We start from the raw sequence: 12791 nt of genomic DNA, 5'->3' as shown, positions 1-12791 counted from the left end.
GGGCATGCCCCAGACCTTGCCCTTGAAAAAGCCGGCCTTGAGGCCGGCTTTGCTTTTGGGAGCCGCCTTGCTCCTCAGCGGCTGCAGCCTGCTTTCCCCCAAAGACAAAGAAGCCGAAGCCATGGGCATCGATACCAGCGGCCCGCCGGCCTTCACGCTGGAAGTCGATGCCCCAAAACAAGTCCGTGCGCTGCTGGAGCAGCATCTTGAGCTCAAGCGTTTTCGCCACCAACCCGATCTGCAGCGCCGCGAGCTGACGCGCCTGCTGGGCGCGACCGATGCCAACGTGCGCGAGCTGATAGGCACCCTGGGCTATTTCAGCCCTACGGTGACTGTCGAGCTGACCGATACCCCCGAGGAGGAAGCGCCGCGCAAAGTGGTGGTCAAGGTCGATCCGGGCCCACCCACCATCATTGAGAAATCCGAAGTGCGTTTTGCCGGCATCAATGCCAGCGACGAGCTGGGAACCTCACAGCGCCTGCATATCGAGGAAACCTGGCCGCTGCAGGCCGGCGAACAGTTCTCGCAATCGGCCTGGAGCAGCGCCAAGAGCGGTGGTCTCAAGGAGCTGCAAAAGCGCCGCTACCCGCTGGCACGCATCGATAGCAGTCTGGCCGATGTAGATGCAGACACCAACCAGGCCCAAGTCAGCGTGAGCTATGCCCCCGGCCCTGCCTATACGTTCGGTCCGCTGCAGATCGATGGTGCCGAGCGTTACGACCCGGTGCGCACGGCCCGTATCGCGCGCCTGCCGGAAGGTCAGGAATATGACTTGCAAAGCATGCTCGATGCGCAGCAGCGCCTGGTCAGCAGCGGCTATTACGACTCGGTATTTCTCTCCCTGGCCGATTCGCCGCAACAGGCCGCGACCGAAGCAGAGCGCGACGAGCAGCGCAAGAATCAGGGGGCAGCCATCACCTCGCCCGTGATTGCCAAGGTGCGCGAAGCCAAGCTGCAGAAATGGGTGTTCGGTGTGGGCCTGAGCACGGACACCGGACCGCGCCTGTCCATCGATCACACTTACAACAAGGTGCCCGGTCTGAACTGGCGTGCCGTCAGCAAGCTACAGCTGGACAGGAAAAACCCGCTGATCTCCACGCAACTGGTCGGCCTTCCCGGAGAGGATCTCTGGCGCTGGTTTGCCAGCGGCAAGCTCGAGCGTGCGCCTGCAGGCGACTTCTACACCAACAGTGCGCAGATGCGCTTTGGCCGCTCCAAGGCCGAAGACCGCATAGAGCGCAATATGTACCTGCAGTACGACTACGCCAAGACCCAGGGAGCAGGCGCGCCGCCCGGTGCCTCCTCGTTGCTGGCCAACTATGGCTGGACGGCTCGCTATTTCGACAACAATCTGCTGCCTACCTCGGGCTTCGGCCTGGCCCTGGAGGCTGGTGCCGGCACCACGCTGACGCCGCAGCGCTCGCCGTTCGGGCGCCTGACTGGGCGCTGGCTCAGCCTGATACCGCTGGGCGAGCGTGACGAGGAAACCAGGCGCCACAGCCGCCTGCAGCTCAAGGCGGGAATCGGCGCCGTCATGGCCAAGAAAGATGTGGATCTGCCCACCACCATCATGTTTCTGACGGGTGGCGACAACACGGTGCGCGGCTACGGCTATCAATCGATTGGCGCTCGCACCGACAACGGCCGTGTGATTGCGGGCCGCTATCTGGCCATGGGCAGCGTGGAGTGGCAACGGCCCATCACCATCAAGGGCAATACGCAGGACTTCGAGCACGCCGTCTTCATCGATGCCGGCACCGTGGGCGATGACATCAACCGCATCTACACCCGCGTCGGTTTTGGCACCGGCATTCGCTGGAAAAGCCCGGTCGGCCCAATTCAAGCAGATCTCGCCTGGGGCGCACAGGAGCAGCAGTTGCGCCTGCACCTGCGTCTGGGCTTCACGTTTTAAGCATGGCAGAACAAAACACCTCCCCTCCCACCAAGGCCTCCTCTTCGCCTCTCAAACGCCGCCGCTGGCTACGTGCGCTGGGCTGGACCTTTGCAGCGACCCTGCTCGCCCTGGTGCTGGCGCTTGGCAGCCTGCTGTGGTGGATTGGCAAGGACGACTCGCTCAACCAAACGCTGCAGCGTGTGGCCGGCTGGATGCCCGCAGACCAGTCCCTGGTCGCCAAAGAGGTCACTGGCAGCGTCAAGAACGGCGGCCGCATCGGATGGCTGCAATGGCAAAGCCCGACCATGAAGGTCGAAGTGAGGGAAGCTCAGATCGGCTGGCAGTTCAGGCCTTTGCTGCTGTCGCGCACACTCAAGCTGGGCGAGGTTCATATTGCCGAGTTGCACATTTCCAGCACCCCCGACCCCGACAAACCCGCCAGCGAACCGCTGAAGTCGCTGACCCTGCCGGTGAAGATAGAGCTGCCCTTCAAGGTCGATCAGATCATCTGGCAAGGCCCGCCCGAAGCCGTGGTGCAGGACCTGCGCGGTCGCTATGAATACACGGGCACAGACCATGAACTCAAAGTCAGCAGCCTGCGCTTTGCCCAGGGAGCCTACCAGGCGCAGCTGAAGTTGCAGGGCGCTGCACCCATGGCCTTGCAGGCCGAAGCAACAGGCGATGTGCAAGTGCCCAACCCGCTGGACAAAAGCGATGAGACCCCCAGCACCATCGCCGTGCAGGCCAGGGTGACAGCCGAAGGCACGCTGGCCACCGAAGCGGCCAGGCTTGAGATCAAAGCCAACGCCAATGCCAGCGCCGAGACCTCCGGCTCCGGCGCAGACCGTCAAGGCAACACAGATCTTGCCCCCGAGCAGAACAGCAATCGGCAGCCCTCAGGCTCGAATTCCGGGCCAGCTGCAGATCCCCTCCCCATGCAGGCGGATGTGGCGGCCAGCATCATGCCCTGGCGCAGTCAGCCGCTGCTGGCTGCCAAGGCCCAGCTCCGCAATCTCGATATCTCGGCATTCTGGCCTCAAGGACCGCGCACCCTGTTGACCGGCCAATTGCAGGCCGGCCCCGACGAAACGGTAGCTGCAGCTGCGAACCTGGAGGCTCAGCCCTGGAACCTGAGCACCAGCTTCAGCAACGCGCTGCCCGGCCCCTGGGACCGGCAACGCCTGCCCGTGGCCGAGCTGATGGCCAGAGTCCATTTCGACGGCCAGCAATGGCAGGTGAACGACTCCCGTATCCAGATCGGCAAGGGCCACATCGCACTCGGCGGTCAGTTCACACCGAGCACCCGGTTGTTTGAAGGTCTGGCCACCGTGGAACAGCTCAACCCGGCCGATCTCTACAGCACGATGGAAGCCGCCCCTGTGGAAGGCGAAATCAGAGCAAAGGCTGTTCAAGCCGAGCCTGGCAGCGGCGATGCCGCTGCCAGCAAGATTGTGTTTGCCGCCAATCTGAAGGCGGCGAGCGCCAAGCGCGACAGCAAGGCGCTGCGCATTCAGACACTGGCCGCCAAAGGCCAGTGGCAGGCCCCGCTGCTGCAGCTGGAAAAGCTGCAGCTGGAAGCCCTGCAGGCCAGCATCGATGCCACGTCTGTGGAATTCAACACAGAAACCCAGCAGGCCAGGGCTCGACTCAAGGCCGCTGCACCCGGTGCGCAGCTGAGCATTGAAGGACAGATGGGTCCTGCCAGCGGCGTTGTCCAAAGCCAGCTGCAGCTCAGCTCCATGAGCACGCTCACGCAATGGCTGCGCAAGCTGCCGGGCGTCCAGGATCCGCTGGGCGGCGCGCAACTCGATGGCAGCGCAGATCTGCAACTGGCCTTGAAGGGCGGTTGGGAAAATCTGCTCAAGCGCCTGAGCGCTCCCCATGGCGCGGCCATTCCCGCCAGTGGCTTGCAGATTCAGGCCAAGCTGCGCGCCGAGAAAATTCGCTATCTGCCCGCCGGCACCGCAGCCGAACAGAGCGCCGTCCTGCCTGCGCTGGCATTGAGCATTGACGGCAGCCCCGAAAATGCCAGGGTCGGCCTGACCGCACAGGCCCAGCAAGCAGGCAAGAGCATTCAGCTCGACACCGCTTTGCAGGCCGGCCTGGCCGGCGGCAAGGGCATGGCACCGCTGGACTGGCAGGCCAGTCTGGAAAAGCTGCAAGCCCAGCTCACTCCCGACAAGAACAAGCCCGGCCCCTGGGTCGTACAGCTGCAAGCTGGCGCTCCCGTTCAGATCAAGCAGCGCACCAGCGGCAGCACGGTGCTCAGCACCGTCTATCAACTCAGCGCCGGCAAGCTGCAGATCACGCCCCCGAAATTGGGCCTCAGACGTACCAGCAGCGAGCCGCTGCCCCCCGCCCAGCTGGCATGGGAAGCGAGCTCCGTCACCCGTTCCACCAGCGGCCAATGGGGTGTGCGCAGCTCAGGACAGGCGCTTGGAATTCCACTGGCCTGGGTCGATGCCTTCAGCCTTGGCGATGACGATCCGCCACTGGAGGCCGCAGGGATTTCCGGCGACCTGAGCTTCAACGCGCGCTGGAACCTAGACACCTTGGGCAAGGATCTCAAGGCCGATCTCACGGTCGAGCGCGCCGCAGGTGATCTGCGGCTGGCGGTGGACGATGGCTCCAGCACCACCGTCATCCAGACCACCGGCCCCACTGCCAAACGCGCTGGCGGCACACGCACGCGCCAGATCGGCGGCGCAGGCATGCGCTCGCGCATCAAGGACATACGCCTCAACGTGCAGGCTCAGGGCAGCCAGGTCAACGCCAAACTGCTCTGGGACAGCGAGCGCGCAGGCAAGCTCAGTGCCGACCTGCGCACCCAGCTCAGCTACCAGAAAGACGGCTGGTCGCTGCCCGCCACGGCGCCTCTGTCCGGTCAGTTGCACGCCAATATGCCCGATATGGGACTGTGGTCCTTGTTTGCGCCACCAGGCTGGCGCATTCAGGGCAGCTTGGCGGCGGATGCCAGCATCAGCGGCACTTTGCAGGACCCAAAGTGGCAGGGCGATATCAAGGCCGATGGGCTCAACATCGCGTCCTTGCTCGATGGCGTGGACCTGCGCGACGGCATTCTGCGCGCCAAGCTGCAAGGCACCAGGCTGGACATCACCGAACTGCGCCTCAAGGGCGGCAAGGGCAGCCAGGCGCGCATTCTGGGCTATAGCGGCAATCTGACCCGAGCTCCCGAAGACGGCGGCCAGCTTACCGGCTCGGGCTATGCCCAGTTCACACCACCGGGTGCGGGAGGCGAATCAGGTCTGAGCATGAATCTGCAGGCCAGGGCCAGCAAGCTGCAGGTCCTGGTGCGCGCCGATCGTCAGGTCAGCGTCTCCGGCGATCTGCAGGCCCGACTGGAGCGAGGCCAGTTCACGCTGCGCGGCGACCTGACGGTCGACAGAGCCTCCATCATCCTGCCCGAGGAATCCGCACCATCGCTGGACAAGGATGTGGTCGTGCGCTCGGCGGCATCGCGCAAGGCCGAAGAGGAAGAACGCCGACGTAGCGAGCAACAGGCCCGCAAGGAGCAGGCCCGCGCCACTCCGCGCAAGGTGCCCGACATTCTCGTCAAGCTCGACATGGGCCGTGACTTTGCGCTGCAAGGATTTGGCATCACCACGCGGCTGCTGGGCCAGCTCGAAGTGCGAGGTGCCAGCTACATCGGCGGCCCGCCCAGCGTGACTGGCGAAATCCGTACCGAGCAAGGTCGCTACCGCGCCTGGGGCCAGTCGCTGAATGTGGAAACCGGCCTGATTCGCTTCAACGGTCCCTATAACAACCCCTCGCTGGACATACTGGCGCTGCGCCCGAATATTGCCGTCAAGGCCGGCGTGCAAGTACTAGGCACGGCCAGTTCGCCACGCGTGCTGCTGTACTCGGACCCAGCCCTGCCTGACGCGGAAAAGCTCTCCTGGGTAGTCATGGGCCGCGACCCTGCCTCCGGCGGGGCCAGCAGCGCCTTGCTCCAGCAGGCCGCCATGGCCCTGCTGGCTGGCGGCAACAGCTCCAGCGGCAAGATTGCGGGCAGCCTGGGGCTCGATGAAGTCGGATTCAAGGGCGGCGGCGATGGCACGGATGCAGCAGGTGCGGCGCTGACCATGGGCAAGCGCATCTCGGACAAGCTCTACCTGACCTACGAGCAGAGCCTGTCGGGAGCCATGGGCATCATCTACATCTTCTACGACCTGTCGCGCAGCGTCACTTTGCGCGCACAGACCGGCATGACCAGCGCCATGGACATCGTCTATACCGTTCGCAAGGACTAAGCATGAGAGCTGCCTTCATCCCCTTGCTGGCATGCGATAACAGCTATCAATCCTGCGATGCCACGCAGCCGCACAGCGCTTGAGCAAGCCGCAGGCAAGCTCATACTCCGCATCCAGCAGGAATGGATGCTGGAACTGGGTGAGCCTGCGGCCGCAGACAGCGAGCAGGTCATGAACCGCGCTCATGACTTGCTTGTGGCCGCATCGGCTGGCCGGCCCGGCCTCGGGCTGCAGCAGCAGTCGATCGAAGAATTTCTGGGCAGGGAATGGCTACGCAAGCATCCTGGGATACAGCCATTCATCAATGATCTGGTTGCGCAGTTACGGTCTTGATCCACTTTATTCAGGCCCTCAGCGGCCTGCTGCCACGCCTTATTTGACGTAGGAACGCAGCACCTTCACGACCAGCTCCAGATCCTGTTCACGCTGCTCGGCCGTCGCGGCCTCGGCCCCCAGATGCTCGCGCACATGGCCTTCGAGCAGCTCCAGCATCAAACCATTGACGGCCCCGCGCACAGCCGCCAGTTGCTGCAGCACCACGGCACAGTCCTGCCCTTCTTCCAGAGCTCGCTCAAGAGCCTGTGTCTGCCCCTTGATACGGCGAATGCGCGCGAGCAATGGCTTTTGATTCGAAACGGTATGCGACATAGGTAGGAATTGTAGTCCTCATGTCGGTATGGAAAATATACTGGGGTAGAGTATATGAAAACACGCCAATCATGACCTCATACACCGACTCCCCCCTGACCCGGCAACACTCCCACCGCTTTGACCAAGGCAATCAGCTGGGTGAAAAAAACGCCAAGCTGACCATGTTGCTGACGCTGGCCATGATGGTGCTGGAAATCACTGCCGGCTATTACTTCAACTCCATGGCCCTGCTGGCCGATGGCTGGCATATGAGTTCACACGCGCTGGCGTTGGGTCTGTCCGTCAGCGCCTATGCCGGTGCGCGCAAACTGGCCAATGACAGACGTTTCAGCTTCGGTACCTGGAAGATAGAAATCCTGGCGGGCTACACCAGCGCCATCTTCCTGCTGCTGGTTGCCGCCCTGATGGCTTTTGAATCCATACAACGTCTGCTCTCTCCTGCCGCCATTCACTATCAGCAGGCCATCGGCGTGGCAACTCTTGGCCTGCTGGTCAACCTGGCGTGTGCCTGGCTGCTCAAGGACGGGCACCGCCATCACCAAGGCCATGAGCACCACAGCGATCATCACCATGGACACAACCATGCGCATGGCGACCTGAACCTGCGCTCGGCCTATCTGCACGTGATTGCAGACGCAGCCACATCGGTCATGGCCATCGCAGCGTTGCTGGGCGGCATGCTCCTGGGCTTTGTCTGGCTGGATTCGGTCATGGGCCTGGTCGGCTCCGCGATGGTGGCAATATGGGCCTTAGGCCTGCTGCGCGATAGCTGCCGCGTGCTGCTCGATGCCGAAATGGATGCTCCCGTCGTGGAAGAAGTGCGTGAAGCCATTGCACAAGGTCCACAACCCGTCAACATCACAGACCTGCATGTCTGGCGCGTGGGCAAGAACCACTATGCCTGCATCATCGCAGTCGAGGTCGAGGGCGCAGCCACGGTCACACCCGACTACATCCGCCAGTTGCTGTCGGTACACGAAGAACTCTCCCACGTCTCTGTCGAAGTCAACAGTACTGAGCCGGCATAAATAAGTCGGTTGGATTCCACAGGCTGGCAACACAGGTAGAATCCAGCGTCCCTCCCCGTAGTTCAATGGATAGAACGGTCGCCTCCTAAGCGACAGATACAGGTTCGATTCCTGTCGGGGGGACCATTTTCTAGTCCGGTAGCTTCCAAAGGCTTCCGGACTTTTTTATTTCTCCTCTGAAAACGGCATTTTTCTTTCCACTGAAGTCCATCAGAGTCCAATGGCATCCACGCATATGTGGGGCACATTTCATTTGTGCCCCCAAGGCACTCGGCAGGATGTGCCCCCAGATCCTGCCGATGTACCCCCCAAGGATCCGGGCAAGATACCCCCACAGGCCAGGTTCACTTAACCCCCTGCGGTTGCCATCTCAAAACTTACGACTGCACTACTCTGCTGATTCGTAGAGTTCAGATCTTCACTTAACCCCCCTTAGCAACCCGCTGAAAAGTCCGACAACGCGGCTCGAATTACCCGCATCCAAGCTATGCGGGAAGGACCCGTGGCCGGTCGTACAACACAACCCCCTATAGAGGGCCGTAGAACAGCGGGCACATGCGGCTCGGGGCATCCGCGTCATAGAGAAGTGTTTTTAGGCATGCCCTGCAGGCCGTGGCCACAGCCATGCTGGTCCCTATCGGCTCCAGAAGGCGGCCCGAGCACTGTCTTCTCTGGTGCCATGCCTGCCTCACTGCTACCCGTTGCAGCGCACAAAAGGCCTTGCCCAGCCCCCTCCGGGGCCGCCACTAAAACTGCATTCGCTCGGTCAAAACTCGTTAAACAGGCGCGGCAACTGCTTGCACTCATGCAACTTCCTTCGGGGTATGACTCTTTTTTAGTGGGAACGTGGGAACAAACTCAAAAAATGATTTCAAGTCTTTGAATTCATTCAATAAAAGTGTTCCACCGGCAGTGGGAACAGATTGCAGCTCAAGGCACACATGCAACCGCACTTCCTTCGGGGTATGTCTTTTTTTAGTGGGAACGCGGGAACAAACGCGAAAAACGCTTGTAAACCTTTGAATTTATTAAATAAAAGTGTTCCCACTCGCAGTGGGAACAGGCAAATTCGCAGTGAGAACGTAGGAACAGATCCACCTCGCTTAACATCTTCGACAGCAAGGCAGCTTGATACGGTTCATCGTTCCTTACGACGCGCAACGAAAGCCGGATAGTGGCGCGTCGCCTACTCAAACCGGCCAGGAGACAGCAATGAGCAAAGGTGGCATGAGCGGTGGTGGCGGTCGCAGCGGCGGCTCACAAGGTGGGGGCGGGTCTCAAGGTGGCGGCAGCAAAGGAGGCAGCTCCGGCTCCAGCGGCGGCCGTGGCCAGGGCAATGCCGGTGGCTGGCCAAGCACCACAGGCAACGTTTCGGGCGGTGGCCGTAGCAATGCACCAGCCGGGGGTGGCAAGAAGTAGACTTGACGCTCTTCCGAGAAAATAGCTACTCAACATCCGCTGTGTGTCGAGCCGTCGGCCACAGCGGGCAAGCGAAGTCACAAATCCACAGAAAATCGGCGCTTAGCTCAATGAGCCACGACCCACAGAGCCAATCTTTACTAACAGACATTCACTGCTTGCTGGGCCGTGCACTTCTGCGGTGCCAGCACCTAGAACTAATGCTCAAGGGTCTTGTTGTAGGCCGATTCGTTTCGCTGGCCCCGAAGGATATGAAAGCTAGCTATGAGGCTCGTCAGAAGCTAGTCAAAGAATCACCTCTCGGCTGGCTCAAAGAAGAGCTGCTGGCCAAATATTTGAGCGTTGAGGGATCGGCAGAAGATGACCGTGAAATCAATAAAGCAGAGGACAAGGGACACTTTGCCTTCCGCTTGAACATAAAAGTCCCACCTGAAATGCATGCAGCCCTCTCGCGTGACCTGACGGTCGTGCATGAGCGCCGAAACTTACTGGTGCATCACTTCCTCGACAGCTTCGACTTGCAGACTGCTGAAGGCTGTGAGGCTTCGCTGACTTATCTCAACGAAACACACCAGCTTCTGGACACCCACCTGGGCAACATTTGGGAGTTCGCCAAGCGGGCCTACGAAGGGCATCAAATGGTGGCAGCTCATTTGCAGAGTCCCGAGTTCCAGGCTGCATTGCATGCAAAGCCACCAGCACCGAAGAAGAAGCGACGCAAGCGCAAGCCTTCAGCCGCATAGATCTGCTGGATCTTTTGCTGCTCTTGGCCCTTGACCGCCTCAACAAAAAAGGACTCCCGAAGGAGTCCTTGAAGCCTCTGTCACAAGGCAATGACAGCCGCAGCTCTGTCATGTCAGCCATTCACGCTTGCAGGCCCATGGTGGTCATTTCGTGGGCCAAGGAGTAAAGCCCGTCACCGCAGACCTGCAAGCGCTCTCGCTCTAAGGCGCGGCTGGGTTCGATGTGGGGGCGCTGCTGCTGACGCTCACCATCCGTGCACCTTGTGCCCCCATGTCTCCGTCCGGGTCGTAGGCCAGCACCACGGCGGGGTCGGCGTCGGCCCGACGGTAGATCGGCAGGTGGGCCAGCTCGGCTTCACAGATCAGCTCTTCTTCTTTTTCCTCCAGCGTACGCAGCTGCGTTGTCAGCTGTTCGCGGCGTGTGGTGCGTTCGGTCAGTGGCAGGCCGGGCACATAGTCCATGGCGTCCACCTTGGCCAGAAATACCTTTTTGATGGTGTCGCCAAACAGCCAGATCAGCTGCGGTGCGATCGAGATATTTAGCATCCCCGAAGCATTGCTTTGCCCCACTGGCAAATTCACTCCCTGCGTCACGCTCAAGGGGTTCACCTCGGTGATAGATGCCCCCGGATTGCGCAGGCTCAGGAACTTGTTGTTGACCTCTGCGGCATCGCTCGACATGCGATCGAACCACGCGGACACACGGGCCTTGAGGTCTTCGCGGGACAGCGGTGCTTGCACCAGCCAATCAATCTCTTCCTTGATTTGCGCGATTTGCTCGCGCAGCTTGTCGATTTTTTGAATCAGTTCCATGCTCAACCTCACAGCTCGTGCTCGGGGGAGTTGAAGCCCCATTGAATGACGGCTTTTACCAGCGGATCGACGCATGCAAATTGCTCGCTCTGGGCCGCTTTCACGCGCTCTTTTTCAGCTTCCAGGCGCTGCTGACGCTCCAGCAATTGCAGGTACTCGCCCCACAGGCCATAGCTGATGCCGGTTGGTGCCTCGTCGTATTGGGTGCCCGAGCCGGTGTATGTGGGGCGCTGGAATTTCTCGACCTGCTCTCGCGTCAAAGCACGGGCCTTGTCCAGCGGCAACTCAAGCATGGACTCCACCTGATCCCGGCTCTCGTACATGTTGGCGTTGCTGCGCATGAAGGTGCGCTTGCCGCCAATGTGCTCTCTCAGCTCCCGCAGGTGGTGGTAGAAATCATTCGAGGTCAGATGGATGGCCCGCTTTGCCTCCAGCAGCCGCATCATCTTTGCCTTGTCATAGCTTGCCGCAGCTCAGAACGCCAAAGTAAGCGCAGCCTGTGTGCATGCAATCCTCAAACCCAAGGCCCGCAGGCTGGATGTCGTCGCAAGCACTGCTGCGGATGCAAAGCTTGTGCTTTAAACCTCGTAATTTCCCGTAATACAAAATGCAGCCCAAATGCCATGCATTGAGTGCATTGGCGCAGCTTAGCGGTGGGTCGACCCGGTAGTAATTTGCGCCCCACGAAGCGGGCGGGCGCGTCGTGGGCGTCGTGGCGCGCCTCGGGGTTGAGGGCAGAGTCTGGATCAGCCTCTAGTTGTCAACCAAGCTTCCACTCAAAGCGCGAGAATCAGGAGTAGTTCAACGTTTTGAACGGTGAGGAGCCAGAGACATGAAGTGGGATATTCCGTTTCGTGACCGGGCAGAGGCTGGTCAAACTCTGGCTGCGACTTTGAGAGAGTTTCGTGAGCAAGCCGATGTGCTAGTGCTTGCCTTGCCACGGGGCGGTGTTCCTGTCGCCTATGAAGTTGCCAATGCGCTGGCCCTGCGGCTGGATTTGATCCTAGTGCGCAAGCTGGGCATACCCGGTCACAAAGAGGTGGCGATGGGAGCCATTGCCAGTGGCGGCGTACAGGTGTTTAACGATGACGCCATCCGTGACCTGCACATCTCCCCAATGACCATCAACGCAGCAATTCACGAGGAAACCCTGGAGTTGCAGCGACGAGACCAGGTCTATAGAGGCAAACGTCCTGCGCCAATCATGGTCGGGCAACGGGTGATATTGGTCGATGACGGGATAGCGACGGGTGCCACCATGCGTGCGGCGATTGTGGCGGTGCGCCAGCAGGCACCGGCGCGCATCGTCGTCGCCGTGCCGGTCGCCCCCGTTGAGACACTGGCGATGCTGCGCCCTCTTGTCGATCAACTGATCTGTCAGCTCACCCCGAAGCCCTTCCACTCCGTTGGTCAGTACTACCGAGATTTCGCACAGACCACGGATAAAGAGGTGAAAACGCTGCTTCGCCTTGCTTGGCGGAGGGAAACGCGACAAGCAGGCACCCTTCCCTGAACGGCAGGTGACAGTACGTGACGCGTGAAAAACGGCACTCAAAACAAGTTGCGAAATTCGCAGATCGGCCAGAAGCAGACGCTCGAGTGACGAGCACGAAGACAGGGCTCGCCACCCGATATTGATTATTTGCTCATCCCGTCCTTAGACATGGAGTCTTTCGACATCCCTTCCTTGTCCATGGCCCCCTTGGACATCTTGTCCTTACCCATGTGATCCATGGCGGACTTGTCGCTCTTGCTCATCGCGCCTTTGCCCATTCCTTTTTCCATGCCCATGGCATCTTTGTGCTTGGAGTCCTTGCCCATGCCAGGCTTCTCCATTGCCATTTGATCTTTGCCCATGGAATCCTTGCTCATAGCATCGGCTGCAAAAACCGAAGTAGCGCTCAGTGCCAGACACATGGAGAGCGCGGTGGTGGTGAATGCGTGTTTCATGATGGTACTTTCTTGGCTCAGG

Annotated in this window: 11 protein-coding genes and 1 tRNA gene; 8 read left to right on the top strand and 4 right to left on the bottom strand. The window is 60.6% G+C overall.

Translation table 11 applies throughout. The features are described from left to right. Nucleotides 1-4: 4 nt before the first annotated feature. The 3 genes from QYQ99_RS16715 to QYQ99_RS16705 are packed head-to-tail and all read left to right on the top strand — an operon-like array spanning nucleotide 5 to nucleotide 6498. On the top strand, nucleotides 5-1912 hold the full coding sequence (locus QYQ99_RS16715; protein ID WP_437439044.1) for an autotransporter assembly complex protein TamA: 1908 nt from the start codon (nucleotides 5-7) through the stop codon (nucleotides 1910-1912). A 2-nt stretch (nucleotides 1913-1914) separates the two neighbouring features. Beyond that, on the top strand, nucleotides 1915-6165 hold the full coding sequence (locus tag QYQ99_RS16710) for a translocation/assembly module TamB domain-containing protein (protein WP_302089195.1): 4251 nt from the start codon (nucleotides 1915-1917) through the stop codon (nucleotides 6163-6165). A 57-nt stretch (nucleotides 6166-6222) separates the two neighbouring features. Beyond that, nucleotides 6223-6498 carry a hypothetical protein gene (locus tag QYQ99_RS16705; protein ID WP_302089194.1) on the top strand — a complete coding sequence of 92 codons (276 nt, stop codon included), beginning with the start codon at nucleotides 6223-6225 and terminating at the stop codon, nucleotides 6496-6498. 39 nt (nucleotides 6499-6537) lie between these two features. Here the strand turns inward: QYQ99_RS16705 and QYQ99_RS16700 are convergent, their stop codons facing one another. Further along, the gene (locus tag QYQ99_RS16700; protein WP_003075449.1) at nucleotides 6538-6813 is read right to left on the bottom strand and encodes a metal/formaldehyde-sensitive transcriptional repressor; all 276 of its coding nucleotides are present in this window, start codon (nucleotides 6811-6813) and stop codon (nucleotides 6538-6540) included. 71 nt (nucleotides 6814-6884) lie between these two features. Between QYQ99_RS16700 and dmeF the strand changes: the two genes are divergently transcribed. The 4 genes from dmeF to QYQ99_RS16680 all read left to right on the top strand — a co-directional run bounded on the left by dmeF (nucleotide 6885) and on the right by QYQ99_RS16680 (nucleotide 10006). Further along, the gene (dmeF, locus tag QYQ99_RS16695) at nucleotides 6885-7844 is read left to right on the top strand and encodes a CDF family Co(II)/Ni(II) efflux transporter DmeF (protein WP_302089193.1); all 960 of its coding nucleotides are present in this window, start codon (nucleotides 6885-6887) and stop codon (nucleotides 7842-7844) included. A 51-nt stretch (nucleotides 7845-7895) separates the two neighbouring features. After that, nucleotides 7896-7970 (top strand) — tRNA-Arg (locus QYQ99_RS16690). Between the two features lie 1086 nt (nucleotides 7971-9056). Beyond that, the gene (locus QYQ99_RS16685) at nucleotides 9057-9263 is read left to right on the top strand and encodes a hypothetical protein (RefSeq protein WP_167004691.1); all 207 of its coding nucleotides are present in this window, start codon (nucleotides 9057-9059) and stop codon (nucleotides 9261-9263) included. Nucleotides 9264-9463: 200 nt separating this feature from the next. Next, complete coding sequence (locus QYQ99_RS16680; RefSeq protein ID WP_302089192.1) at nucleotides 9464-10006, top strand: hypothetical protein; 543 nt, start codon at nucleotides 9464-9466, stop codon at nucleotides 10004-10006. Between the two features lie 201 nt (nucleotides 10007-10207). On the opposite strand, the gene QYQ99_RS16675 is transcribed toward QYQ99_RS16680, so the two are convergent. Both QYQ99_RS16675 and QYQ99_RS16670 read right to left on the bottom strand, forming a co-directional pair. After that, nucleotides 10208-10819, bottom strand: coding sequence for a hypothetical protein (locus QYQ99_RS16675; RefSeq protein ID WP_302089191.1), 612 nt, complete (start codon nucleotides 10817-10819; stop codon nucleotides 10208-10210). A gap of 8 nt (nucleotides 10820-10827) precedes the next feature. Next, the gene (locus QYQ99_RS16670) at nucleotides 10828-11265 is read right to left on the bottom strand and encodes a hypothetical protein (RefSeq protein ID WP_302089190.1); all 438 of its coding nucleotides are present in this window, start codon (nucleotides 11263-11265) and stop codon (nucleotides 10828-10830) included. A gap of 386 nt (nucleotides 11266-11651) precedes the next feature. Here QYQ99_RS16670 and QYQ99_RS16665 point away from each other — a divergent pair, with 386 nt between their 5' ends. Beyond that, a complete protein-coding gene (locus tag QYQ99_RS16665) occupies nucleotides 11652-12332 on the top strand; it encodes a phosphoribosyltransferase (protein ID WP_302089189.1) in 681 nt (226 codons plus the stop codon). Between the two features lie 125 nt (nucleotides 12333-12457). On the opposite strand, the gene QYQ99_RS16660 is transcribed toward QYQ99_RS16665, so the two are convergent. Further along, on the bottom strand, nucleotides 12458-12769 hold the full coding sequence (locus QYQ99_RS16660; protein WP_302089188.1) for a hypothetical protein: 312 nt from the start codon (nucleotides 12767-12769) through the stop codon (nucleotides 12458-12460). Between the last annotated feature and the right edge of the window lie 22 nt (nucleotides 12770-12791).

The sequence above is a fragment of the Comamonas testosteroni genome, from assembly GCF_030505195.1.
Classification (GTDB): Bacteria; Pseudomonadota; Gammaproteobacteria; order Burkholderiales; family Burkholderiaceae_C; genus Comamonas; species Comamonas testosteroni_G.
This window is presented reverse-complemented; position numbering and strand designations above follow the sequence as displayed.